At 70.1% G+C, this 22964-nt stretch carries 21 protein-coding genes; 18 read left to right on the top strand and 3 right to left on the bottom strand.

Annotation, left to right across the window (positions count from 1 at the left end; all coding sequences use genetic code 11):
- Positions 1-20: 20 nt before the first annotated feature.
- A complete protein-coding gene (locus FPT20_RS15580; RefSeq protein ID WP_158866996.1) occupies positions 21-833 on the bottom strand; it encodes an aldo/keto reductase in 813 nt (270 codons plus the stop codon).
- Between the two features lie 143 nt (positions 834-976).
- Between FPT20_RS15580 and FPT20_RS15575 the strand changes: the two genes are divergently transcribed.
- Positions 977-2464, top strand: coding sequence for a C-glycoside deglycosidase beta subunit domain-containing protein (locus FPT20_RS15575; RefSeq protein WP_158866994.1), 1488 nt, complete (start codon positions 977-979; stop codon positions 2462-2464).
- On the top strand, positions 2461-3384 hold the full coding sequence (locus tag FPT20_RS15570; RefSeq protein WP_158866992.1) for an alpha/beta hydrolase: 924 nt from the start codon (positions 2461-2463) through the stop codon (positions 3382-3384). Before FPT20_RS15575 ends, FPT20_RS15570 begins: the two co-directional genes overlap by 4 nt.
- Positions 3385-3423: 39 nt before the next feature.
- Here the strand turns inward: FPT20_RS15570 and FPT20_RS15565 are convergent, their stop codons facing one another.
- Positions 3424-3609 carry a hypothetical protein gene (locus FPT20_RS15565; protein ID WP_158866990.1) on the bottom strand — a complete coding sequence of 62 codons (186 nt, stop codon included), beginning with the start codon at positions 3607-3609 and terminating at the stop codon, positions 3424-3426.
- 148 nt (positions 3610-3757) lie between these two features.
- On the opposite strand from FPT20_RS15565, the gene FPT20_RS15560 reads away from it, so the two are divergent.
- On the top strand, positions 3758-4279 hold the full coding sequence (locus tag FPT20_RS15560; RefSeq protein WP_158866988.1) for an AAA family ATPase: 522 nt from the start codon (positions 3758-3760) through the stop codon (positions 4277-4279).
- 282 nt (positions 4280-4561) lie between these two features.
- On the opposite strand, the gene FPT20_RS15555 is transcribed toward FPT20_RS15560, so the two are convergent.
- Positions 4562-5497: a LysR family transcriptional regulator gene (locus tag FPT20_RS15555; protein WP_158866986.1), complete on the bottom strand. Its 936-nt coding sequence runs from the start codon at positions 5495-5497 to the stop codon at positions 4562-4564.
- A 230-nt stretch (positions 5498-5727) separates the two neighbouring features.
- On the opposite strand from FPT20_RS15555, the gene FPT20_RS15550 reads away from it, so the two are divergent.
- The 15 genes from FPT20_RS15550 to FPT20_RS15480 all read left to right on the top strand — a co-directional run bounded on the left by FPT20_RS15550 (position 5728) and on the right by FPT20_RS15480 (position 22931).
- Positions 5728-7017 carry an ABC transporter substrate-binding protein gene (locus FPT20_RS15550; protein WP_158866984.1) on the top strand — a complete coding sequence of 430 codons (1290 nt, stop codon included), beginning with the start codon at positions 5728-5730 and terminating at the stop codon, positions 7015-7017.
- Positions 7018-7082: 65 nt separating this feature from the next.
- Entirely contained in the window at positions 7083-8033 is a 951-nt protein-coding gene (locus FPT20_RS15545; protein ID WP_158866982.1) for a carbohydrate ABC transporter permease, read from the top strand.
- 3 nt (positions 8034-8036) lie between these two features.
- Positions 8037-8879 (top strand): carbohydrate ABC transporter permease, encoded by an 843-nt coding sequence (locus FPT20_RS15540; protein ID WP_158866980.1) that lies wholly within the window; start codon positions 8037-8039, stop codon positions 8877-8879.
- A gap of 3 nt (positions 8880-8882) precedes the next feature.
- Positions 8883-10391: a family 43 glycosylhydrolase gene (locus tag FPT20_RS15535; RefSeq protein ID WP_158866978.1), complete on the top strand. Its 1509-nt coding sequence runs from the start codon at positions 8883-8885 to the stop codon at positions 10389-10391.
- Positions 10391-12556 carry a glycoside hydrolase family 3 N-terminal domain-containing protein gene (locus tag FPT20_RS15530; RefSeq protein ID WP_158866976.1) on the top strand — a complete coding sequence of 722 codons (2166 nt, stop codon included), beginning with the start codon at positions 10391-10393 and terminating at the stop codon, positions 12554-12556. Before FPT20_RS15535 ends, FPT20_RS15530 begins: the two co-directional genes overlap by 1 nt.
- On the top strand, positions 12553-15195 hold the full coding sequence (locus FPT20_RS15525; protein ID WP_158866974.1) for a glycosyl transferase family 2: 2643 nt from the start codon (positions 12553-12555) through the stop codon (positions 15193-15195). The genes FPT20_RS15530 and FPT20_RS15525 overlap by 4 nt, the downstream gene beginning before the upstream one ends.
- On the top strand, positions 15192-15563 hold the full coding sequence (locus FPT20_RS15520; RefSeq protein WP_158866972.1) for a nuclear transport factor 2 family protein: 372 nt from the start codon (positions 15192-15194) through the stop codon (positions 15561-15563). Before FPT20_RS15525 ends, FPT20_RS15520 begins: the two co-directional genes overlap by 4 nt.
- Positions 15564-15575: 12 nt before the next feature.
- Positions 15576-16370, top strand: coding sequence for a TIM barrel protein (locus FPT20_RS15515; RefSeq protein WP_158866970.1), 795 nt, complete (start codon positions 15576-15578; stop codon positions 16368-16370).
- Positions 16367-17962: a GMC oxidoreductase gene (locus FPT20_RS15510; RefSeq protein WP_158866968.1), complete on the top strand. Its 1596-nt coding sequence runs from the start codon at positions 16367-16369 to the stop codon at positions 17960-17962. Before FPT20_RS15515 ends, FPT20_RS15510 begins: the two co-directional genes overlap by 4 nt.
- 24 nt (positions 17963-17986) lie before the next feature.
- Positions 17987-18385 carry a C-glycoside deglycosidase beta subunit domain-containing protein gene (locus tag FPT20_RS15505; protein WP_325064797.1) on the top strand — a complete coding sequence of 133 codons (399 nt, stop codon included), beginning with the start codon at positions 17987-17989 and terminating at the stop codon, positions 18383-18385.
- Positions 18382-19494, top strand: a complete 1113-nt coding sequence (locus FPT20_RS15500; RefSeq protein WP_158866966.1) for a sugar phosphate isomerase/epimerase family protein — start codon at positions 18382-18384, stop codon at positions 19492-19494. The genes FPT20_RS15505 and FPT20_RS15500 overlap by 4 nt, the downstream gene beginning before the upstream one ends.
- Positions 19491-20534, top strand: coding sequence for a sugar phosphate isomerase/epimerase family protein (locus tag FPT20_RS15495; RefSeq protein ID WP_158866964.1), 1044 nt, complete (start codon positions 19491-19493; stop codon positions 20532-20534). Before FPT20_RS15500 ends, FPT20_RS15495 begins: the two co-directional genes overlap by 4 nt.
- A gap of 15 nt (positions 20535-20549) precedes the next feature.
- On the top strand, positions 20550-21332 hold the full coding sequence (locus tag FPT20_RS15490) for a nuclear transport factor 2 family protein (protein ID WP_158866962.1): 783 nt from the start codon (positions 20550-20552) through the stop codon (positions 21330-21332).
- A gap of 10 nt (positions 21333-21342) precedes the next feature.
- Entirely contained in the window at positions 21343-21759 is a 417-nt protein-coding gene (locus FPT20_RS15485) for a C-glycoside deglycosidase beta subunit domain-containing protein (RefSeq protein ID WP_158866960.1), read from the top strand.
- Positions 21756-22931, top strand: coding sequence for a Gfo/Idh/MocA family protein (locus FPT20_RS15480; RefSeq protein WP_233265563.1), 1176 nt, complete (start codon positions 21756-21758; stop codon positions 22929-22931). The genes FPT20_RS15485 and FPT20_RS15480 overlap by 4 nt, the downstream gene beginning before the upstream one ends.
- Positions 22932-22964: the final 33 nt, after the last annotated feature.

Genomic DNA, 22964 nt, shown 5'->3' with positions numbered 1-22964 from the left:
GAGGGGTGCGCAGGCAACGCTCAGCGGGCGAGCGCGTCGAGCGCAGCCACGTCCTCGGGCGCGAGCTCGAAGTCGACGGCGGCGTTCTCGGCGATGCGGCTCGGCGTGGTCGACTTCGGGAGCGGCAGGATCTCCTTCTCGAGGAGGTAGCGGATGCTCACCTGGGCGACCGACTTGCCGTACTTCTCAGCGATCGCTGCGATGTCGCTGTCGTCGAGGATGCGGCCGGTCGCGAGTGGCGAATAGCCCTCGACGAGGATGCCGCGCTCGCGGCAGAACGCGGTCGTCTCGGGCTGGGTGTTGCCGACGAACCAGCGGATCTGGTTCGCGTGCGGCACCACGCTGGTGGTGGCGAGGAGGGACTCGAGGTCGGCGACCTCGAAGTTGCTGACGCCGATGGACCGCGTCTGACCGGACTCGTAGAGCTCCTCGAAGACCTTCCAGACCTCGATGTTGCCCTCGCGGTGGTCGCTGCCGATGGCGGTCCACGGCCACGGCGCGTGGATGAGGTAGAGGTCGATGGGTCCGAGGTCCAGGAGGGCCGTCGAGCGCTCGAAGGCGTGGCGCGCGCCGGCGGCGTCCTTCACTTCCGCGGGGCACTTCGTGGTGATGAAGATCTCCTCGCGCGGGATGCCGCTGTCGCGGACGGCCCTGCCGACGCTCGCCTCGTTCCCGTAGGCGCGGGCCGTGTCGATGTGGCGGTAGCCCACGTCCAGGGCGGTGCGGACCGAGTCGTAGGTCTCGGTGCCGTCCGGGATCTGCCAGGTCCCGAAGCCGATCTTCGGGATCTCGACGCCGTTGGACAGGGCGAAGGTGTCGGTGAGAGCGGGCATGGATTCTCCTTCGGGTCGCGGGGGTGACGGCGGCCATGGTAGCCCTGCCGACGCGGCTCGTCTTAGGAGGGACTGCGGCAATCTTCTGCCGGAAATAGACATATAGGTGCTACCCTGACTCGCGACAGCACTGAGGAGACACCATGCCGAACGGCCTCATCGACGACGCCTCGCTCCGGACCCACCCCGACGGATTCGCGCTCGCCCTCACCATCCCCTGGTACCGGAGCCTCTGGCTCTCGTCCGTCACCACGATCCGGGTGACGGTCGACGGCACCGAGGTGCCGGAGTCCGACCTGGCGTTCGACCTGGGCGGTACCCGGTACTCGATCGCCGACCTGCCCGCGCGGAGCGATGTGCTCTGGTACCTGCAGGAGCACCCCCTCCTCGTCGTCCAGCGAGCGGAGCCGTTCGCGCTCGGGGAGCGCCACGACGTCGAGATCTTCGGCGAGCTGCGCCTCCCCTACATGCAGATCAAGCCGGGTGACGACGGCGGCCCGGGGCTCTACGTGCCGAACATCGTCCGTCAGGCGCTGACGCTGACCGTCACCGACCGCGACGCGCCCGTGCCGGTGCTCGAGACCGGCATCGCCCCTCCCCCTCCCGCCGCCGACGAGGACCCGTTCCAGCTCGGGCTCACGCTGTACTCCGCGAGTGCTGAGTTCCGTGCCGGCTGGTTCGACTTCGACGGCCTCCTCGATCGCGTCGCCGAGCTCGGCATCGGTCCGGGGATCGAGATCGTGGCCTCGCAGGTGCTCCCGACCTACCCGGTCGTCTCGGACGGGTTCGTGCGCACCTGGCGGGAGGCGTTCGACCGCCACGGCTTCGACGCGAGCTCCTTCGGCGCCAACCTCGACATGGGCCGCCGGCGCGACCGCGACATGACCCCGGACGAGGAGTTCGAGTTCAGCGAGGTGCTGTTCGAGGGCGCCGCGAGGCTCGGCTTCCCGCTCGTTCGCATCCAGAGCGCGAAACCGGACCTACTCCGCCGCCTGCTTCCGGTCGCCGAGCGCCTCCAGCTCAAGCTCGCCTACGAGATCCACGCGCCGATGGGGCCGAACTCGCCCGAGATCATGAAAGTCCGCGACGTCTACGACGAGCTGGACTCGCCCCTCCTCGGGTTCGTCGCCGACTTCTCCTCCACGATGCACAGCATGTCGCCGACGCTGCTGCGCGCGGTCCGTCGAGCGGGTCTCGACGACGAGGCCGTGACGCGGCTCCAAGAGATCTGGAAGACGGACGCGCCCATGCGCGAGCGCCAGGAGGAGTTCATCGGCTACCTGCGCGGCCGCGACTTCGACCCCGGTCGGCTCGGCTCGTTCGCCCACCTCGCCTTCAACATGCACGGCCACGTCGACCCGCGCGAGTGGGCCGACATCATGCCGCAGATCCTGCACGTGCACGCCAAGTTCTACGACATCGACGAGCACGGCCAGGAGCCGGCGATCGACTACCCGGAGCTCGTCCGCGTCTTCGTCGAGGGCGGCTACCGCGGCTACTGGTCGAGCGAGTGGGAGGGACACGCCTTCGCCGAGCTCGGAGAGGTCGACCCGCTGGTGCTGGTCCGCAAGCAGCACGACCTGATCCGGGCGAGCATGCGTGACCTGCGGCCGGTCGCGGCGGCGCGATGAGCGGGGAGACGGAGGCAGAGCCCGACATCCGGGAGCTGCCGCTCGCGGAGGCGCTCGCGTGGCTCCGCGAGCACCGCGACATCGCGGATCCGCGCCCCGACATCGACACGGCGGCCCTCAAGCGCCGCTTCCCGCGGCTCGCGAACGTGACCACTCTCGACCTCGCGATCGACGCGCCCAACGGACGCCAGCCAGCGCGTGCCTACCGCGACGACACTGCGCACCCGAGCGGCTCGGCGCTCGTGTGGGTGCATGGAGGCGCGTTCATCGGCGGCAACCTCGACATGCCGGAGTCGAACTGGGTGGCCCTGGAGCTCGCAGCGCGGGGATTCCCCGTGCTGGCCGTGGATTACGTCAAGTGCCTGGGCGACGTGCACTTCCCGGCGCCCTCGGACGACGTGATCGCCGCCTGGCATTTTGCTCTCGGCAACAGCTCCGAGTTGCTGGGCGTCGAGGCTGACCGCCTCCTCCTCGGCGGGGCGAGCGCCGGGGGCAATCTGGCGGCGGGCGCCGTCGCGCGCCTCCGCGATGCGGGTGAGCCGCTTCCGGCGGCCCTGGTGCTGGTCTATCCGGCGCTCGACCCCGATGGAGGCCGTCCCGGGACCATCCCCGACGGCACCGCCGGTTTCGGCGAGCTGTCGCTCAACTTCGCCGGCTCGTCCGAGGCGCTGCGCGACCCCTACGCCTTCCCCGGCCTCGGCAGCGCGGAGGGGTTTCCGCCGACGCTCGTCGTCGTGTGCGAGCACGACAGGTTGCGTCCCTCCGGGGAGGCGTTCTTCGCGAAGCTGCGCGCTGAGGGTGGCGACGCCTCCCTCCACGTCGAGCCCGACGCCGACCACGCCCACATCAACGAGCCGTCCCACCCGGGGGCGCATCGCACGCTCGACGCCATCGCCGCGTGGGTGGCCGGGCGGCACTGACCGAACGGAGGCGCACCTCGTGCGCCCGTCAGCACCCCGCTAGGCGACGCGGCGGAGACGGACCGAGGAGTTGAGGTACGCGACGGCGAGACCCATCCAGAGGAGTACCTCCAGGATGTGAACGAGTGCGAACTGTTCGGTCGCCGCACCGACCACCGCAGCGAAGGCCGCCTGCGCTCCCAGGAGCGCCGCCAACACGAAGAAACCGTTGAGGTGCTGGTACATGCGCGCGACACGCCGTTGGCGGCAGCATCTGCTAGCACCTCGACGCGAGGGTGCGCCGGAAGGACTGCGCGGAGGAGCATTGCGAGCACCTCATGACCTGCGCCTCCACTGCCGCGTGGGTGCCGCCTCCACTGCCACAATCGGGCGAATGGACTCCGTCTTCATCAACGGCACCGTCGGCGCAGGCAAGTCGACGCTCGCCGATGCGCTCAGCGCCGCTGAGCCGCTGCCTCACGCGGTCATCGATCTGGATGAGGTCCGACGGCTGAGGCCGGCACCTCCGGCCGACCCGTTCAACCACGAGCTCGAACTTCGGAACCTGAGCAGTCTGGCTCGCAATTACCGTGTTGCCGGGGCTCAGCGATTCATCGTCGCGGGAGTCATCGAGGAACCGACCGAGATCGCTCGGTATGTGGAGGCCCTGGAGGCGACCGGAATGCTCGTCGTCCGCCTCACTGCCGAACCCGAGGTGTTGGCTTCGAGGCTGCGGTTCCGGCATCGCGACGATCCTGGCGGGCTGGCCTGGCATCTCAGGCGGGTCGGTGAACTGTCCGCGATCCTGGACGGCGTCGTGGGGCATGATCTCGTGTTGGACTCGTCCGTCACCGCACCCGCGGACCTGGCGCGCAAAGTGCGCGCAGCCGCCGGGTGGAGGGACGCGGCCCGCTGATCGCGGAGGCCGCGCATTGAGTTGCTCCCAGATGTCCCCGACTCGCAGGCAGCGTGGATCGAGGTGCTCGTAGGTGCTGGCGGCACGCCGTGAGGGGAAGCATTTACGCGCACCTCGTGCGCCCGTCATCCCCCCCCGCTGGGCGACGCGGCGGAGACGGACCGAGGAGGCACCGACAGCAGCGGGGAGATTCGTCACGAATGTGCGTCGCGGGCCCGCGGGAAGGGACATTCGGCACGAATCTGCGGGACCAAGCGAGGGAAAAAGGGCGCCGAGCCCCCGTCACCCGCCCTCGCCCGCCGCGACGATCCGTCCTGCCTCCTGGAACAGGGACCGCATCCACGCGTGCTCCGGGTCCTGGTTGTGCACAGGATGCCACCACAGCGCGTTCGTCACAGGCGTGGGCTCGAACGGGAGGGACACCACGCGCACGGCTGCAGCGCGCATCGCAAGCGGCGCCAGAGCCGCGTGGATGATGCCGACGCGCCGCGTGCCGGTGATGAAGTGCGGGATCGCGAGGAAGCTCTCGACCACCACCTCCACGTCGGGCTCGATCCCGAGCTGCTGCACCTGCCGCTCCGCCGAGGTGAAGGCCGACCGCGACTGGTAGTTCATGACCCAGGGGAGGCGCGACAGCTCCTCGCGCGAGAGGGAGTCGCCCACCTCCTCGTTCGACTCCGCGACGATCGCGACCCAGTCGTCCTTCCACAGGTCGAGGAAGGGCAGCTCGGTGAGGAAGCCGTGCGGGATCACCATGCCGTCGGCCGAGCGGAGGCGGTTGGCGGCGTCCTCGACGACGGTCGGGTTGTGCAGCATGAACCGGATGTGCACGCCGGGAGCGCGGGCCGCGGCGAGCTCCGAGACGACCCGGCCGACGGTGGTGAAGCCGTAGTCGGAGCCGTAGATCGAGAACTCGCGGACCGACTCGGCCGGGTCCCACTCGGCCTGGCTCTCGAACACGCGGCGTGCCGCCTCGAGGGCGATCGTCGTGTGGTCCGCGAGCCGCAGGGCCAACGGGGTCAGCTCGTAGGTGTTGCCGCGGCGGGCGAGGATCGGGTCGCCGAAGTGCACGCGCAGCCGGGCGAGGGAGGCGCTGAGCGCCGGCTGGCTCAGCCGCAGACGCTCGGCGGCCCGGGTGACGCTGCGCTCGGTGAGCAGCGCGTCGAGGGCGATGAGGAGGTTCAGATCGAGTCGCGACATCAGCGGGCTATCAGTCACGGTGATGCGATCCTTCCTCGTCGAACGGTCGGCCTCATGATATCCACGGCGAGTCGGCGCGTGCTGGGCCGTTACCGGCAGCCCGCGTATCGATCGAGCTTATGCCTGAGATAAGCAGAACATGCGTTGATTCTCTGCTATAGCGCTGAGACACTCGAAAGTGCTTACCCGAGGATCGGCGACACAGCCGCCACCTCATCGACAAAGAAGTCTTCAGAAGGGTTGATCCCATGCACTCACGCAGAGGCCGCCGCGCACGGCTCGCCTGGCTCGCCATCCCGGTCGCGACCGGGCTCCTCCTCGCCGGCTGCTCCTCCAGCGGGAACGCCGGCGACAAGGAGCCCCAGACCATCAGCTTCGCCTTCGGTGCGACCAACGACCAGGACAAGGCGGCGTACACCGGCCTGGCCAAGGCCTTCGAGGCCGAGAACAAGGGCGTCACGGTCACCGTCGAGAACCTGCCCACGCAGAGCTACGGCACGACCATCGCGACCCGCGTCCAGGGCGGCAACGCTCCGGACACGTTCTACGCCGAGGGCGGCACGGGGCAGGCGCAGTCCGTCATCCCGTTCGCGAAGTCCGGCCTCGTGCTCGCGCTGAACGACCCGGCCCTCACCGCCAAGATCCCGGACGCGGCGAAGAGCCTCTGGACCTACAACGGCAAGACATACGGCGTCCCGCTCGGCACGCAGCTCAACGGCGCGATCTACAACGACGAGCTCGCCAAGTCGATCGGCGTGAACATCGACGCCACCACCAGCCTCGAGGACATCATCGCCCAGTGCGGCAAGGCACGCGCCGCCGGCAAGACGGTCTTCGGCCTCGCCGGATCGACCTTCCAGAACAACGGCATCCTCGCCGTCGCCCTGGCCACCTCCACGGTGTACGGCCCGGACAAGGACTGGAACAAGAAGCGCGCTGAGAACAAGGTGACGTTCGCCGGCAGCAAGGGCTGGGCGACCGCGATCGAGTCGATCAAGAAGCTGTACGACGCGGGCTGCTTCCAGGACGGCGCGACGAGCGCCGGATTCGACGCCCTCACGAACGGCGCCTCCTCGGGCAAGATCCTCGGCTTCTTCGCCCCCAGCGGCGCAGCGCAGGAGATCATGCAGGCGGCAGGCGGCCACGTGAAGCTGATCACCCTCCCGATCGGCGCTCCGCAGGGCACCAAGACCTACCTCTCGCTCAGCGAGGACCAGGGCGTGACGGCGAGCGCCAAGACGAAGAGCCCGAAGCTCGCCGAGGACTTCCTGAAGTACATCATCTCGGACAAGGGCCAGGAGGAGTACTCCAAGCTCGTCGGAACCATCCCCGCGAACGCGGACCGCAGCACCACGCTGCTGCCCCAGTACGCGGGCATCCAGTCCGAGCTCGCCAAGAACGACGTGCGCGGCTACGCGCCGACCGAGTGGCCGAACGCCAAGATCTACACGGATCTCGGCAACGGCGTGCAGGGCGTCCTGACCGGTCAGATGACCGTCAAGCAGGTGCTCCAGCAGATGGACACCGACTGGGGTTGATCCCCGGTCACGAGCGGCCGGCCCACCGCGGGCCGGCCGCTCGGCCCCGTGAAAGGAACCAAACGATGACGACGCAGTCAGAGGTGCGGACGATGACCACGACAACCACCACCCGAGTGGAGGCGCCGCGCCGGTCCCCCCGCACGAAGTCCTACCATGTGCGGCTCGGCAGCTGGTGGTGGGCCCTCCCCGCCCTGGTGCTGATGATCGTCGTGATCTACCTGACCACGATCGCCGGCGGCTTCTTCGCCTTCACCAACTGGTCGGGCCTCGGCGCGTTCGACTTCATCGGCCTGCAGAACTTCGTCAAGATCTTCCAGACGCCGGAACTGATCGGGTCGCTCTGGCACACGCTGTTCCTGGCGTTCGGCTTCCTCGTCTTCACGAACATCCTGGGCCTGCTCTTCGCCCTCGCGCTGAACCGCACGCTCAAGTCGCGGTACGTGCTCCGCACGCTGATCTTCATGCCGGTCGTCGTCAGCCCGATCGCGGTCTCGTACATCTGGAAGTTCATCTTCGACTACAACGGGCCGCTCAACCAGACGCTCGCCGCCGTCGGCATGCCGAAGCAGAACTGGCTCGCCGACCCGACGCTCGCCATCTGGTGCGTGCTCGTCGTGATGGTCTGGCAGAACATCGGCTTCGTCATGGTCATCTACCTGGCGGGCCTCGCGACGGTGCCGATCGAGATGGAGGAGGCCGCCGCGCTCGACGGCGCGAGCAGCTTCCGCCGGTTCCGCTACGTCGTCCTCCCGATGATCCAGCCCTCGGTCGCCATCGCCACGACGCTGACGCTGATCCAGGGCCTCCGGGTCTTCGACCAGGTGGTCGCACTCACCGGAGGCGGCCCGGCCGGCGCGACGCAGACGCTCGCGCTGGAGGTCTACCAGCAGGCGTTCACCTACCAGGAGTTCGGCTTCGGCGCGGCGCTCGCGCTCGTGCTGAGCCTCCTCATCCTCATCTTCTCCATCGGACAGCAGTGGGCGACCCGTGATCGCTCCGCCAAGGAGGCGTGACCCGTGTTCCGCTACACCAAGAAGACGCTCACCATCGAGATCATCACGCTGATCGCCGCCGCGATCCTGCTGCTGCCGTTCTGGATCCTCCTGGTCGGGTCGCTGAAGACCCTGCCGGACATCCTCGACTCGGCCGCCGTCGCCCCTCCGACGCGCCCCACGCTCGACAACTTCGTCCAGCTGCTGTCGCCCGCGTCCTCGGCGTCGGGCAACATCTGGGCCGGTCTGCTCTCGAGCGTGCTCATCACCGCGGGGAGCATCGTGCTGCTCGTCGTGCTCGGGTCGGTCGCGGCGTACGGGATCGCCCGCTCGACGAGCAAGTGGAGCCGCCGCTCCTACTACCTGTTCCTCACGGCGATCATCCTCCCGACGCAGCTCGGCACCCTCCCGCTGTACATCGGCGCCCGGACGGCCGGCCTCGTTGGCAGCCCGTGGGGCATGGTGCTCATCTACACCGGCATGCTGCTGCCGCTGTCGGTCTTCCTCTACGCGAACTTCTTCCGCAACCTGACGCCGGAGTACGAGGAGGCGGCCATCATCGACGGCGCCAACCGGTACCAGGTGTTCTGGAGGGTCGTCTTCCCGCTGATGTCGCCGGCGACCGGCACCGTGGCCATCCTGGCCGGGCTCATCGTCTGGAACGACTTCTTCACCGCGCTGATCTTCCTGAACGGCACGGCCTGGCAGACCCTTCCGGTCGTCATGTACAGCTACGTCGGGTCGCTCGTGTCGCAGTGGAACCTGATCTTCGCGGTCGTCATCGTGTCGATGATCCCCATCCTCGCTTTCTACGCCTTCGCCCAGAAGAAGTTCATCCAGGGCTACGCGGGCGGGCTCAAGGGCTGACCCATGCCGCTCGACAGCCGTCGCGCCCCCGACCTCGGGGACGGGACGTTCCTCAACCCCGTCCTGCCCGGAGACCGGCCGGACCCCTCGGTGCTGCGCGTCGGCGACCGGTTCTACCTGACGTACTCGTCGTTCGACGCGTCGCCCGGGCTGACCGTGTGGAGCTCGCCCGATCTCGTCAACTGGACCTTCGTGACGTGCGCGCTCGCCGAGCCGCACAGCACGGTGTTCGCGCCCGACCTGGTCGAGCACGCAGGCCGCTACTTCATCTACTTCCCGTACATCCCGAGCGCGTGGTCCGACAGCATCCGGACGCCGGAGATCTGGGTCGTGCACGCCGACAGCCCGGAGGGGCCGTGGAGCGAGCCCGTCTTCACCGGCGTCGCGGGCGCGATCGACCCGGGTCACATCGTGGGGGAGGACGGCGAACGGTACCTCTTCCTGAGCGGCATCCGCCGCTGCCGGCTGAGCGCCGACGGGCTCCGGGCGGTCACCGAGCCGGAGTACGTGTACGACGGCTGGCGCTACCCCGAGGAGTGGGTCACCGAGGCGTACGCCCTGGAGGGGCCGAAGCTGTTCCGCCGCGGCGACTGGTTCTACCTGGTGAGCGCGGTCGGAGGGACGGGAGGCCCGCCGACCGGCCACATGGTCATCGTGGCCCGCTCGCGCTCTATCGATGGGCCGTGGGAGAACGCTCCCGCCAACCCGATCGCCCGTACCTGGTCGGCCGACGAGGCCTGGTGGTCTCGCGGTCACGCAACCCTCGTCGACGTCGGCGACGACAGCTGGTGGATGATCTCGCACGGCTACGAGAACGGCTTCCGCACGCTCGGCCGGCAGGCGCTGCTCGAGCCGATCGAGTGGAGCGAGGACGGCTGGCCGCACGCGGCGGCCGATGATCTCGGAGCGCCGATCCGCAAGCCGATCGAGGGTTCCGCGCCGGTCGCCATCCCGGCACCGTCCGACGACTTCGGAGCGCCCGCCTGGGGCGAGCGCTGGGTCTTCGACAACCCCGCTCGCGACGAGCTGACCCGCGTCCGGCTGGAGGAGGGGCTCGTCCTGCGCGGCAAGGGCCGCGGTCCCGCGGACTCGTCGCCCCTCACCACCTGGTCGATGGACCGCGGCTACGAGGTCGAGGTCGAGGTGGAGGTGCGCGACGCCTCGGCCGGCGGCCTGCTGCTCTACTTCGACGACCGGCTCTTCTACGGCATGGGCTGGGACGGCACCGCGATGCAGAGCTATGCGGGAGGGATCCGCACGCACTGGCCGGAGCCGGCCGAGCCGGGCGCCGTGATCCAGCTGCGCCTCCGGAACGACCACCACATCGTGACCGGCTGGCACCGCCGCCCGGGCGAGGAGTGGACGCGCCACGGCGTGCGCTACGACACCTCCGGCGCGCACTCGGCGACCATCAACGACCTGAAGAGCCTCCGGCCGGCGCTGTTCGCCTCGGGCGACGGCGAGGTCGTCTTCCGGCGGTTCCGGTACCGCCCGCTGGACGGGGGCGAGTGATGTCCGTCGACATCGACGCTCTTCTCGAGCGCATGACCTGGGAGCAGAAGCTCCTCCAGCTGCAGATCGTCTGGAGGCCCGACGAGGCCGAGCGGGAGGCGCTGATCCGGCGCGGCATCGGCTCGACGTTCTGGCCGCCGAGCGCCGCGGAGACGAACGCCGCGCAGCGGATCGCCGTCGAGGAGACCGAGCTCGGCATCCCGCTGCTCGTGGGGCTCGACGTCATCCACGGCCAGTTCACGATCTTCCCGACGCCTCTCGCGCAGGCCGCCAGCTTCGACCCCGAGGTGGCCGCGCTCGATGCCCGCGTCTCAGCCACCGAGGCGCGCTCGGCCGGCGTCACCTGGACCTTCTCGCCCATGGTCGACGTCACCCGCGACCCGAGATGGGGCCGGGTGGTCGAGGGATTCGGGGAGGACGTCCACCTCTCGGCGGCCTTCACCGCCGCGAAGGTCGCCGGGTATCAGACCGCAGATCTGTCGGCCGGTGACGCGCTCGCCGCGTGCCTCAAGCACTTCGTGGCATACGGCGCCGCCGAGGCCGGCCGCGACTACAACACCACCGACGTCTCCGGCCGGCGCCTCCGCGAGACCTACCTCGAGACGTTCCGCGTCGGGGTGGAGGCGGCCGCCGCGACGGTCATGGCCTCCTTCAACTCGCTCAACGGCCACCCGATGCACGCGAACCGGGCACTGCTGACGGGCGTGCTCAAGGAGGAGTGGGGCTTCGACGGCGTCGTGGTGGGCGACGCCGACGGCGTGGCCCAGCTGGTGAACCACGGCGTCGCCGCTGACGAGCGCGCCGCGGTGGTCGCCGCGATCGAGGCCGGCATCGACATCGTCATGGGCGGCTCGCTCCTGGTGGACGCGCACGGAGCCGCGTTCGTCACGCCCGACGAGCTCTCGGCCGCCCGCGTCGACGACGCCGTCCGTCGCGTGCTCCGGCTGAAGGAGCGACTCGGGCTGTTCGACAGGCCGTACGTCGATGCCGCCGAGGCTCTCACCGAAGCCACGGCCGAGCATCGCGCCCTCTCGCGGAGCGCGGCCGAGCGCTGCACCGTGCTGCTGACGAACGGAGGGGCCCTGCCGCTCCCGTCGACCGGGCGCATCCTGCTCGCCGGCCCGTACGCTCGCAGCGACGACCACCTCGGCACCTGGGTCCAGCACTTCGCATCGCCCGTCACCGAGACCCTGGCGGACGCCCTCGCGGCGGAGCTGCCCGGGGTCGACTGGGAGGTCGTCGAGGGCTGCGGGTTCTTCGACGCGACCGACGCCTCCCTCGCGGAGGCGGTCGAGCGCGCCGCGGAGGCCGACCTCGTCGTCGTCGCTGCCGGTGAGCCGAGCCGCATCTCGGGCGAGGCGAGTTCGCGCGCCGACATCAGCCTCCCCGAGGCGCAGCGCCGGCTGATCCACGCTCTCGCCGACGCCGGTGCACGCATCGTGGTCGTGCTCGCGACCGGCCGCCCGCTGGTCGTCGAGAACTGGATCGAGCGGGTGGACGCGGTGCTGTGCGTGTGGCACCTCGGCTCGGAGGCGCCGGCCGCCATCGCGGCGACGCTCTCCGGGCGTGTGAACCCGGGAGGCCGCGTGCCGATGACCTTCCCGCGCGCGGTCGGCCAGGTGCCGATCCACCACGACCACGAGCGGACCGGGCGGCCGCCGCGGACCGGCGGGGCGCTCCTCCCGGAGACGATCGCCGGCTTCACCGGGCCGAACAACACCGACGACTACTACACGTCGAAGTTCCTCGACCTCCCGCTCGGCCCGCGTTTCACCTTCGGGCACGGCCTCAGCTACACGAGCTTCGCGCTGGACGGGTTCGCTCTCTCGCGAAGCGTGATCGACGCGCGAGCCCTGGCGGACGGGATCGAGGCGGCCGTCACCGTGACCAACACCGGCGACCGGGCCGGAGACGACGTCGTGATGCTCTTCGTCACCGACGAGGTGGCGTCCGTGACCCAGCCGGTCCGGCGTCTGCGCGGCTTCACCCGCGTGACCCTTGCGCCGGGGGAGTCGACCCGGGTCGCGTTCGGGATCGACGGCGACGACCTGAGCTTCTGGACCGACGGCGACCGTCGCGTCCTCGAGCCCGGCGAGTTCACCCTCACCGTGGGCGACGGCACCACCGAGCACCGCCTCGGCCTGCGCCTGGAGGAGGCAGCATGACGATCGAACGCCTGCGGGAAGCGGCGGGAGGAACCGTCCCCAACGCGATCATGCCCCTCTTCTGGCAGAAGGGCGGCCCGGTCGAGGTCGTCCGCGAGGAGATGGAGCGCATCGGCGACGCCGGCATCGGCGCCGTGATCCTCGAGGCCCGGCCGCACCCGGAGTACCTCGGCGACGGCTGGTGGCGCGACGTCGACGCCGTGCTCGAGATCGCGAAGCGCCGGGGCATGAAGGTCTGGTTCTTCGACGACGACACCTTCCCGACCGGCCACGCGGCCGGAACGGTCGAGAACGCACCCGCGGACGCGCGCCGCCGGTTCGTCTCGCGGCGCTACACCGACGCGGTCGGTCCCGCGCGGGGCGCCTCCTTCATCGTCGAGCGTCGCAAGTTCTGGGGGCCGGAGGCGGCACAGGAGCCCGGCGACCTGCTGAGGGTCGTCGCCTACCGGCGCGCCGAGGACAGCGAGCAGCTGCTCGGCGACCCCGTCGACCTGACCGACCGGATCGCGGACGGCGTCCTGCACTGGGACGTGCCCGACGGCTGGTGGCGGGTCTTCTTCGTCACCGCGGGTGCCGGCGGCGGCAGCGAGCACCACGCGAACCACATCGACTACCTGAGCTCCGCCTCCACTCAGCTGCTCATCGACGCGGTCTACGAGACGATCCACGCCCGGTACGCCGACGAGTTCGGCCACACGATCGCCGGGTTCTTCAGCGACGAGCCCGGCCTCTACAACGACCCCGACACCTTCGACTTCGACTCGCGGCTCGGCAAGCCCGTCTCGCTCCCGTGGAACGACGAGCTCGCTGCCGCGCTCGCCGAGCGGCTGGGCACCGACCCGGCCCTCCTCCTGCCCCTGCTGTGGTCTCCCGCTGGCGGGCACGAGCGGGAGGTGCGGTACACCTTCATGGACGCGGTCACCCGGCTCTACTCCGAGAATTTCAGCCGCCGGATCGGCGACTGGTGCCGGGCCCACGGTGTCGAGTACATCGGCCACGTGATCGAGGACAACGGGTCGCACGCGCGACTCGGGCCCGGAGCCGGACACTACTTCCGCGCGATGGCCGGGCAGGACATGGCCGGCGTCGACATCATCGGCGGCCAGGTCGTGCCCGGGTTCTCCCGGGGCCCGTTCGGCAACATGTCCGGTGCGGCCGACGGCGAGTTCTTCCACTTCGGGCTAGCGAAGCTGGCCTCTTCCGCCGCCCATGTCGACCCGCTCAAGCAGGGCCGCTCGATGTGCGAGACGATCGGCGCCTACGGCTGGTATGCGGGGCTGCGCCTCTTCACCTGGCTCACCAACCACCTGCTCGTCCGCGGCGTGACCCACGTGGTGCCGCACGCGTTCTCGCCGGCGCCGTTCCCCGACCTCGACTGCCCGCCGCACTTCTACGCGAACGGCCAGAACCCGCAGTACCCGCACCAGCACCTCCTCAGCGCGTACACGAACCGGCTCAGCCACCTCCTCCAGGGCGGCACCCATGTCGCCCCGTTCGCCGTGCTCTATCACGCGGAGGCCGAGTGGCTGGGCGACGCGATGCCGAGCGAGCGCCCGCTCCGCCTGCTCATGGAGGCGCAGCTCGACGCCGACATCGTCCCGGCCGACGCGCTCTGCGGCGCGGAGGCCGCCGAGGCCTCGCCTGCCGCTGGAGGAGCGATGCGGCTGGGAGGCGAGACCTACGACGCGCTGATCGTCCCCGGGAGCGCCTTCCTCCCGGAGCACGTCGCGGCGCACCTGCTCCGGCTCGACGACGCCGGCGTTCCCGTGGTCTTCGTCGACTCCGTCCCGGAGGTGCTCGGCTCCGATGCCGACTCGCTGCAGGTCCGTTTCCGTGCGCTGCCGCAGCGCAGACTGGCCGAGGCCGCGTCGGCGATGACGGACCGCGCCGTCCGGCTGGCGCGCCGGGCCCCGTCGGTGCGGGTCCTGCGCCGCGATCTCGGCGACGCGGATGTCGTCATGCTCGTCAACGAGTCGACCCGAGACACCGTGACGTCGGCGGCGACGCTGCCGCGAGCGGGCCAGGCCGTCTCCTTCGACGCCTTCACCGGTCGGCTGACCGCCGTGCAGACTCGCGCCACGCGCTCCGGCACCTCCGTCGACCTGGAGCTCGCGCCGGGTGACGCGGTCCTTCTCATCGCCGGCGACCCCTCCGCGTGGGAGGGACTCGCGGTCGCGCCCGCCGCGGGCCGGGGAACGGCCTGGACGCTTTCACCCACGTGGCACGTCGCGACCGCCGGGGCCGGCGCCTCCTTCGCCGAGTGGCACGAGCTGTCAGAACTCCGGCCGCTCAGCGACCCGGACCTCCTGCCGCGCTTCTCCGGTACCGCGCGGTACACGGCGACCTTCGAGACCGCCGAGAGCGAGGCGATGGGCCCCCACAGTCTCGACCTCGGCGACGTGTACGAGCTCGCGACCGTGCGCCTCAACGGCGTCGATCTCGGAACGCGCATCGCGCCTCCCTACCGTTTCGGCGTCCCCGACGGCGTGCTCGCCGCGCACAACTCGATCGAGGTGGAGGTCGTCAACACGCTGGCGAAGGCGCAGCCGGACTTCTTCTCCGCCTTCGCTCAGCAGGAGCCGACCGGGCTCCTCGGCCCGGTCACGCTCGCGCCGCTGCGGCCCGAGGAGGAACGATGACCGACAACCGAGCCGCCTTCGAGCGCTTCTGCGACCTCTTCTACACGCAGAAGCGGGTCGCCGACGCGTTCGCGTACCTCGTCTCCGACGACTACACCCAGCACAACCCGGGCCTCCCCGACGGCCCGGCAGCAGCAGTGGAGGGACTGACCCCGAAATTCGAGGGCAGCCCCGACGCGCGCTTCGAGATCCAGCGGATCCTCGTCGACGGCGACCTCGCCATGGTGCACGTCAAGGCGTCCGGCCCCGGGAGGCCCGACACCGCCGTCGCCGACATCTACCGCTTCGCGGGCGGCCGCATCGTGGAGCACTGGGACGTGCTCCAGCCGGTGCCCGACCGCTCCGCCAACGACCATCCCATGTTCTGAACAGGAGAACCCATGTACGAGCTCGCTCCCAACATCGAACTGCTCTTCACCGAGGCGGGCGACTACCACGACCGTGTGCGCGCGGCCGCGGCCGCCGGCTTCACCGCCGTGGAGATGTGGGGCCCGACGGGCGTCGACGCACCCGCGACGCCGAAAGACCTCCCCGCGCTGAAGGCCGCCCTCGAGGAGACGGGCACGAAACTCACCGCGCAGCTCTCCGAGCCGCGGACCCAGTTCATGATCCCGCCGTGGGACCACTCCGAGTTCTACCGCAAGCTCGACGAGGGCGTCGCGATCGCGCAGGACCTCGGCTGCCCGCGCATCGTCGTCGGCAGCGGCACGGGCTTCGGCGGCTGGAAGCGCCAGGTCCAGCTCGACAAGCTGGTCGAGATCTACCAGAAGGCTATCGAGCAGATCGACGGCTCGGGCATCACACTCGCGCTGGAGCCGGTCAACATCCGCGTGGACCACCCCGGCTCGCTCCTCGACCGCACGGCGGAGGCGGTTTACGTCGCCCGCGGCGTCGACTCCCCGTTCTTCGGCGTGCTGTACGACATCTACCACTCCGCCGTCGAGGGTGAGGACATGGCCGCCGAGCTCGAGAACGCCCGCGGCTTGATCGCTTACGTCCAGCTCGCAGACGCCCCCGGGCGCGGCGAGCCGGGCTCGGGCGACCTGAACTGGGAGGAGCGCCTCAACATCCTGCGCGCCTCCGGCTACGACGGGCCGATCGGCCTCGAGTACTACCCCACCCAGGAGTCGGCCGCGTCGGTCGAGCTCATCCGCGAACTGGCGGCGACGGCATGACCGGCCGCTACCCCGACGCGGTCGACGTCGTCATCGTCGGCAGTGGGCCGACCGGAGCCGCGTACGCGCGCATCCTGAGCGAGGAGGCGCCAGGCGCCTCCATCGCGCTGTTCGAAGTGGGCCCGACGGTCTCGAACCCGCCGGGCGCCCACGTCAAGAACATCGCCGACCCCGAGCTCCGCGCCGCGGCACAGGACCGCTCGGAGGGACCGGGCGCCGGGGCCGCGACCGTCAGCTCGCCCGGTGCCGTGACGGCTGGTCTGCGGCGTGCACGCCCCGGGACGTACCTGCTCGAGGAGGGATACCAGGAGGCGGGCGAGGACGGCCTCCCCGTCGCCGCCTTCTCGAGCAACGTCGGCGGGATGGGCGCGCACTGGACGGGGGCGTGCCCGAGGCCCGGCGACAGCGAGCGCATCGCATTCCTCCCCGAGCTCGACGAGCTGCTCGACGAGGCCGACCGCCTGCTCGGAGTGACCACGGACGCGTTCGACGGCGCGCCCTTCACCGCGCTCGTGCGGGAACGGCTGGGCGCCGTCGTCGATGGCGGCCGACCGCCGGAGCGGCGTGTGCAGCGGATGCCGCTGGCCGTCCACCGCCGCGACGACGGCCGCCTCGTGTGGTCGGGCTCGGACGTCGTCTTCGGCGACGAGACCCGCGCCAACCCGGACTTCGCCCTGTACGACGAGTCGCTGGTCACGCGGGTGCTGCAGGAGGAGGGCCGGGCCGCGGGCGTGGAGGTGCGCGACCGCCGCACGGGCGAGCTGCACACGGTGCGCGCACCCTTCGTCGTGGTCGCGGCCGATGCCCTGCGCACCCCCCAGGTGCTGTTTGCGAGCGGCATCCGGCCTCCCGCTCTCGGCCGGATGCTCAACGACCAGACCCAGGTCGTCTACGCGACCCGCATCCGCGATGCGGAGAGCGTCGCCACGGCCGAGGTCGCAGCCGGGGCCGACGACGTCGGAGCCGACCAGGTCATCGACGGTGCGATCAGCGAGCGGAGCGGCGTCAGCTGGGTGCCCTACACCGACGCGATGCCGTTCCACGGCCAGGTCATGCAGCTGGACGCCTCCCCGATCCCCCTCGCCGACGACGACCCGGTCGTGCCCGGCTCGATCGTCGGGCTCGGCTTGTTCTGCGCGAAGGATCTCCAGTGGGACGACCGCGTGGAGTTCAGCGACGACCAGCGGGACTGGTACGGGATGCCCGCGATGCGCCTCCACTACACGCTCACCGATCGCGACCGTGCCGTGATCGAGCGCGCCCAGGCGGAGATCGTCGAGCTCGCGAAGGCGGTCGGCGACCCCATCGGGGACCGGCCGTTCACGATGCCGCTCGGTGCCTCCCTCCATTACCAGGGCAGCACGCGCGTGGGTGAGACGGACGACGGCCGGAGCGTCTGCGGCCCGGACAGCGAGGTCTGGGGCGTCCCGGGCCTGTTCGTCGCCGGCAACGGCGTCATCCCGACGGCCACCGCCTGCAACCCGACGCTGACCTCGGTCGCGCTCGCGGTGAAGGGCGCCCGGCGCATCGCCTCGGAGCTCTCGGGGACGGAACGCTTGCTTACGTCTAATTCTGACGTTATTCTGAAGTAAACCGGACAAAGTAGTCAAGGAGACATGGTGATCCCCGATCGCATCATCGAGCAGGGCACGCTCCGCACCGACGGCCGGAGGGCCGCGGTCGAGGTGCGCATCCCCTGGTATCGCGCCCTCCCGGCGTCCTGCATCGCGGGCGCCACCCTCACGGTCGACGGCATCGCCGCTCCGGCCGAGACCCTCCGCTGGGAGCTCAACGGCCGCGAGCGGCCCTTCGCCGAGATGGCCGACGACACCGAGGAGTGGTGGTTCCCGCTCGACTCGGCGGTGCTCTCCGGTGACATCCCGGTCGAAGGCGACGACGACCACACCGTCGACGTCGACCTGAAGCTGTACATCCCGTACATCGTCATCGGCGACGACGAGGTGCTCCACATCGAGGAGCACGACAGCAAGAGCATGAAGGCGGTCAGCGCATGAGCGACAGCACCCTCGGAGCGCCCATCCAGGGCGTCACCCTCTACAGCTTCACCCGGGCCTTCCACGGTCGCGAGTACGACCTCGACGGACTGATCCGGAAGGTCGCAGCCGAGGGCTACGGCCCGGGCCTCGAGATCATCGGCTTCTCGAGCTTCCGCGGGTTCCCGGCGATCGACGACGCCTTCGCCGGCCGCTTCCGCGACCTCATCGCGGAGACCGGGCTCGTCCAGACCTCCCTCGCCATCAACGCCGACATCGGCATCCACCGCGACCGGCTGCTGAACCAGGACGAGCTCATCGAGTACATGCGCAAGCAGATCGAGGCCGCCGCCAAGCTCGGCTTCCCGATCGCCCGCGTGCAGATCTCGATCACGCCCGACTCGATGGAGGCGCTGGCCCCGGTGGCCGAGCGCTACGGCGTGACGCTCGCCCTGGAGGTGCACGCCGACCAGTACGCGTCGCACCCGCGCATCCTCGCCTTGCGCGACCGCTACGAGAAGGTCGGCTCTCCGTTCCTCGGCTTCACCGCCGACTGGGGTGCGACCACCGCCGGGTTCGCGCCGTCGCTCATCGAGGCGTACCGTCGGCGCGGCGCCTCCGAGGAGCTGCTCGGCAAGATCGTCTCCCTCTGGGACGAGTTCTACCGGGCCGGCCCTCCCGCCGATCAGGCCGACCACGGGCAGCGCTTCGGTCGCTGCATCGCGCTCGCCGCGCAGAACGGGCGTCCCGACCTCGGCATCGACATCGCGATCAACGCGACCGGCCTGTTCGGTCCGGCGCGGGTCGACGACTGGCTCGAGATCATGCCGTGGATCAAGCACGTGCACGGCAAGTTCTTCGGCATCGACGAGAACCACGAGGAGCCGTCGGTCCCCGTCCGCGACCTCGTCGCGCTCCTCGTCCGCAACGGCTACAACGGCGCCATCTCGAGCGAATACGAGGGGTGGCACTGGAACTACTGGCAGTCGCCGTTCGAGATCATCCGCGACGAGCAGGCCGTACAGCGGTCGGCCGCGCAGAACGCCGGGAGCCGCATGGTCACCGACGCCACGGAGGCACGGACGCAGCTGACGACCTGGCTGCCGAGCATCGAAGGAGCGACCGCATGAGCGAGAACGAACCGAACGGCATCGCCGGCACGGGTATCAGACTCGGCACCACCCTCTACTCGATGACGAGCGAGTTCGCGGCCGGGCTCTACACGCCCGAGACGCTGATCGCGGCCGTCGCCGAGAACGGGATCGGCCCGGGCGTCGAGTTCAACATCGCCCAGTTGCTGCGCACCTACCCCGACGTGGACGACGAGTTCGTCAAGCTCTGGTTCGACTCGCTGGAGAAGTACGAGCTCGAGCCGAGCGCTGTGGGCACCAACCTCGACATGGGCCGCCGCAAGGACCGCGACATGACCCCGGAGGAGGAGCACGACTTCCTCGCTCGGCAACTGAAGACCGCGCACACGCTCGGCTTCAAGCGCGTCGTGATCCGGTCGGCGGGTCGCGAACTGCTGCGCAGCCTCCTCCCGCTGGCCGAGAAGTACGACCAGCGGCTCGGCTACGAGATCCACGCGCCGCAGGGGCCGAACGACCCCAAGGTGGTCGGCATCCGCGAGCTGTACGACGAGTTGGGGAGCGACCGGCTGGGCTTCACCGCCGACTTCTCCTCCACGATGCACAGCCTGTCGCCGACCCTCCTCTCGCAGCTGGCGAAGATGGGCCTCGACGAGAAGCACTTCGCGGTCATGGACGAGATCTGGCACGAGCCGACCCCGATGCACGTGAGGAACCAGAAGTTCGAGGACTACCTCACCGGCGAGGGCGTCGACCCGGTCGGGTTCGGACCCTTCACGCGCCTGGCGTTCAACATGCACGGGCTCGTCCCGCCGGAGGAGTGGCTGGACATCATGCCGCAGATCTTCCACGTGCACGCGAAGTTCTTTGGACTCGACGCGGAGGGGCAGGAGCCCGCCATGGACATCCCGCGCATCGTCCGCCAGTTCGTCCAGGGCGGCTACCAGGGCTACCTCTCCAGCGAATGGGAGGGACACGCCTTCCAGGACCTCGGCGAGGCCGACCCGATCGACCTCGTCAGGAAGCAGCACGCGCTCATGCGGCGCACGATCGAGGAAGCCGTCGCCGGCGTTCCGGCCTGAGCGGGAGCGGGCATCATGACGGACACTGTCGCCGACGAGAGCGCCGCGCTCCGCGAGGAGCTGGCCACGCTGAGGGAGGAGCTCGCCGAGACGCGCGCTCTCGCCCGCCGAGCCGCCGACCGCGGCGAGATCGAGAACCTGTTCAGCCGCTACATGTACCTCCACAACGCCTTCCAGGATGAGCAGATCATCCCGTTCTGGGTCAAGGAGGGTACCGAGGGCATCCGGGCCCGGTACACCAACGCCGGGCAGTACACCACGTGGGAGAGCGTGACGCGGTACCACCGCGGGCGTCCCTCCCCGGTCGGCAAGCTGATCCTCCACGCGACGACCACCCCGGTCATCGAGGTGGCGGCCGACGGCAGGACGGCCAAGGGCGTCTGGCTGATGGCGGGCACCGAGTCGGGGCTCACCGACCCGGAGGTCGCCAAGAACAGCCCGGACTACATGTACTCGCCGGGGGAGGTGCAGGGCAAGAAGGTCTGGGCGCACTGGGTCTGGTGCAAGTACGCCATCGACTTCCTGTGCCAGGACGGCGAGTGGAAGTTCTGGAAGTTCCGCTGCTACGAACTCGCCCGGGCGCCCTTCGAGGAGAACTGGGTCAGCTTCGGCGAGAAGAACCAGGACGCCTTCGACCTCGACCTCATGTACTTCGGCGACGACGGCAAGCCGGTCTTCATGCCGCCGGCCGACGAGCCGGCGCCCTCGCACAACCACCCGTACAGCCCCAGCACGGTGCAGAAGCTCGAGCCCGTGCCGCCGGTGCCGCACGAGACCTTCATCGACACCTACGAGTAGGGAACACACCATGGCAACCCACAACTCCCTGTTCTCCGAGAAGGATGTCCGCCGCACCGACGACGGCATCGCGGTCTCGGTGCAGATCCCCTGGTACCGGAGCCTCTGGCTCTCGGCCGTCGACGACGTGGCGGTCACCGTCGACGGGGTCGAGATCCCGAAGGAGTCGCTGCGGTTCGAGTTGAACGGCACGAGCTACCGCGTGGAGGAGCTGCCCGAGCAGTCCGAGACGCTCTGGTTCGTCGCCGACCGGCCGGACATCGTCATCCCGCTGAACCCGGTGCCCGCGCCAGGGGAGAAGCTGACGGTCGAGGTCGTGCTGACCATGCGCCTCCTGTACATGCAGATCATGCCCGGGGTCGACGGCGGCCCCGGCCGGTACGTCACCAACCGCGTCCCGGTCGAGCGCGACGTGGTGCTCGCATGACGCTGCGGGTGGCCATGATCGGCCACGGCTTCATGGGCGCGGCGCACTCGGTCGGCTGGCGGCAGGCTCCGGCGGTGTTCGCGCTGCCGGAGCGCGTCGAGATGGCCGTGATCGTCGGGCGCGACGCCGCGGCGACGGCCCGCTCGGCCGAGCGGTGGGGCTGGGACGAGTCGGACACCGACTGGCGCGAGGTGGTCTCCCGCGACGACATCGACATCGTCGACATCGTGACGCCCGGCGACTCGCACGCCGAGATCGCGATCGCCGCGCTGGAGGCCGGGAAGCACGTCCTCTGCGAGAAGCCGCTCGCCAACACCGTGGAGGAGGCGGAGGCGATGGCCGACGCCGCCGCCCGCGCCGCCGAGCGCGGGGTGCGCGCGATGGTCGGCTTCACCTACCGGCGGGTGCCGGCTGTGACCCTGCTGCGCGATCTGGTCGCGGCCGGGAGGGTCGGGCGCGTGCAGCAGGTCCGGGCCGCATACCGCCAGGACTGGCTCGTCGACCCCGAGATGCCGCTGGCGTGGCGCCTCCAGAAGGAGCACGCCGGCTCGGGGGCGCTCGGCGACATCGGCGCGCACATCATCGACATGACGCAGTTCGTGACCGGGCAGCCCGTGGAGGCGGTCTCCGGCGTCGTCGACACGATCGTCAAGCAGCGACCGCTCCAGGCATCGGGCTCGGGTCTCTCCGGCAGCGCGGGGGAGGGGTACGGCGACGTGACGGTCGACGACCTCGCGCTCTTCACCGGCCGTCTCGCCGAGGGTGCACTCGTCTCGTTCGAGGCCACCCGGTTCGCGACCGGCCGCAAGAACGCGCTCTCGATCGAGGTGTCGGGGACGCTCGGCGCGCTGCGCTTCGACCTCGAGGACCTCAACACCCTCCAGTTCTACGACCGCACCGCACCGGCCGAGGTGCAGGGGTTCACGAAGATCCTGGTGACCGAGCCGGTCCACCCTTACGTCGCGAACTGGTGGCCCGCGGGCCACATGCTCGGCTACGAGCACGGCTTCGTGCACCAGGTCGTCGACCTCGTGGGCGCGATCGCGGAGGGTGCGGACCCGCATCCCACCTTCGCTGAGGGTCTGAGCGTACAAAGGGTGCTGGAGGCCGTGGAGGCGAGCTCCGCGAACGACTCCGCCTGGGTCCGCGTCGCCGCGGCGGCCCGGGTCTGATCAACCGACACACCGGGCCTCGCCGCGAGGCCG

It is taken from the genome of Leifsonia sp. AG29 (genome assembly GCF_009765225.1).
Classification (GTDB): Bacteria; Actinomycetota; Actinomycetes; order Actinomycetales; family Microbacteriaceae; genus Leifsonia.
The sequence above is the reverse complement of the archived record's forward strand: the minus strand, read 5'-3'. Positions and strand labels throughout refer to the sequence as shown.

What these genes read in the sequence shown, in the direction of transcription:
- FPT20_RS15580 (WP_158866996.1), bottom strand. Translation starts at nt 833, where the DNA reads ATGCCCGCTCTCACCGACACCTTCGCCCTGTCCAACGGCGTCGAGATC.
- FPT20_RS15575 (WP_158866994.1), top strand. Translation starts at nt 977, where the DNA reads ATGCCGAACGGCCTCATCGACGACGCCTCGCTCCGGACCCACCCCGAC.
- FPT20_RS15570 (WP_158866992.1), top strand. Translation starts at nt 2,461, where the DNA reads ATGAGCGGGGAGACGGAGGCAGAGCCCGACATCCGGGAGCTGCCGCTC.
- FPT20_RS15565 (WP_158866990.1), bottom strand. Translation starts at nt 3,609, where the DNA reads ATGTACCAGCACCTCAACGGTTTCTTCGTGTTGGCGGCGCTCCTGGGA.
- FPT20_RS15560 (WP_158866988.1), top strand. Translation starts at nt 3,758, where the DNA reads ATGGACTCCGTCTTCATCAACGGCACCGTCGGCGCAGGCAAGTCGACG.
- FPT20_RS15550 (WP_158866984.1), top strand. Translation starts at nt 5,728, where the DNA reads ATGCACTCACGCAGAGGCCGCCGCGCACGGCTCGCCTGGCTCGCCATC.
- FPT20_RS15545 (WP_158866982.1), top strand. Translation starts at nt 7,083, where the DNA reads ATGACGACGCAGTCAGAGGTGCGGACGATGACCACGACAACCACCACC.
- FPT20_RS15535 (WP_158866978.1), top strand. Translation starts at nt 8,883, where the DNA reads ATGCCGCTCGACAGCCGTCGCGCCCCCGACCTCGGGGACGGGACGTTC.
- FPT20_RS15530 (WP_158866976.1), top strand. Translation starts at nt 10,391, where the DNA reads ATGTCCGTCGACATCGACGCTCTTCTCGAGCGCATGACCTGGGAGCAG.
- FPT20_RS15525 (WP_158866974.1), top strand. Translation starts at nt 12,553, where the DNA reads ATGACGATCGAACGCCTGCGGGAAGCGGCGGGAGGAACCGTCCCCAAC.
- FPT20_RS15520 (WP_158866972.1), top strand. Translation starts at nt 15,192, where the DNA reads ATGACCGACAACCGAGCCGCCTTCGAGCGCTTCTGCGACCTCTTCTAC.
- FPT20_RS15515 (WP_158866970.1), top strand. Translation starts at nt 15,576, where the DNA reads ATGTACGAGCTCGCTCCCAACATCGAACTGCTCTTCACCGAGGCGGGC.
- FPT20_RS15510 (WP_158866968.1), top strand. Translation starts at nt 16,367, where the DNA reads ATGACCGGCCGCTACCCCGACGCGGTCGACGTCGTCATCGTCGGCAGT.
- FPT20_RS15505 (WP_325064797.1), top strand. Translation starts at nt 17,987, where the DNA reads ATGGTGATCCCCGATCGCATCATCGAGCAGGGCACGCTCCGCACCGAC.
- FPT20_RS15500 (WP_158866966.1), top strand. Translation starts at nt 18,382, where the DNA reads ATGAGCGACAGCACCCTCGGAGCGCCCATCCAGGGCGTCACCCTCTAC.
- FPT20_RS15495 (WP_158866964.1), top strand. Translation starts at nt 19,491, where the DNA reads ATGAGCGAGAACGAACCGAACGGCATCGCCGGCACGGGTATCAGACTC.
- FPT20_RS15490 (WP_158866962.1), top strand. Translation starts at nt 20,550, where the DNA reads ATGACGGACACTGTCGCCGACGAGAGCGCCGCGCTCCGCGAGGAGCTG.
- FPT20_RS15485 (WP_158866960.1), top strand. Translation starts at nt 21,343, where the DNA reads ATGGCAACCCACAACTCCCTGTTCTCCGAGAAGGATGTCCGCCGCACC.
- FPT20_RS15480 (WP_233265563.1), top strand. Translation starts at nt 21,756, where the DNA reads ATGACGCTGCGGGTGGCCATGATCGGCCACGGCTTCATGGGCGCGGCG.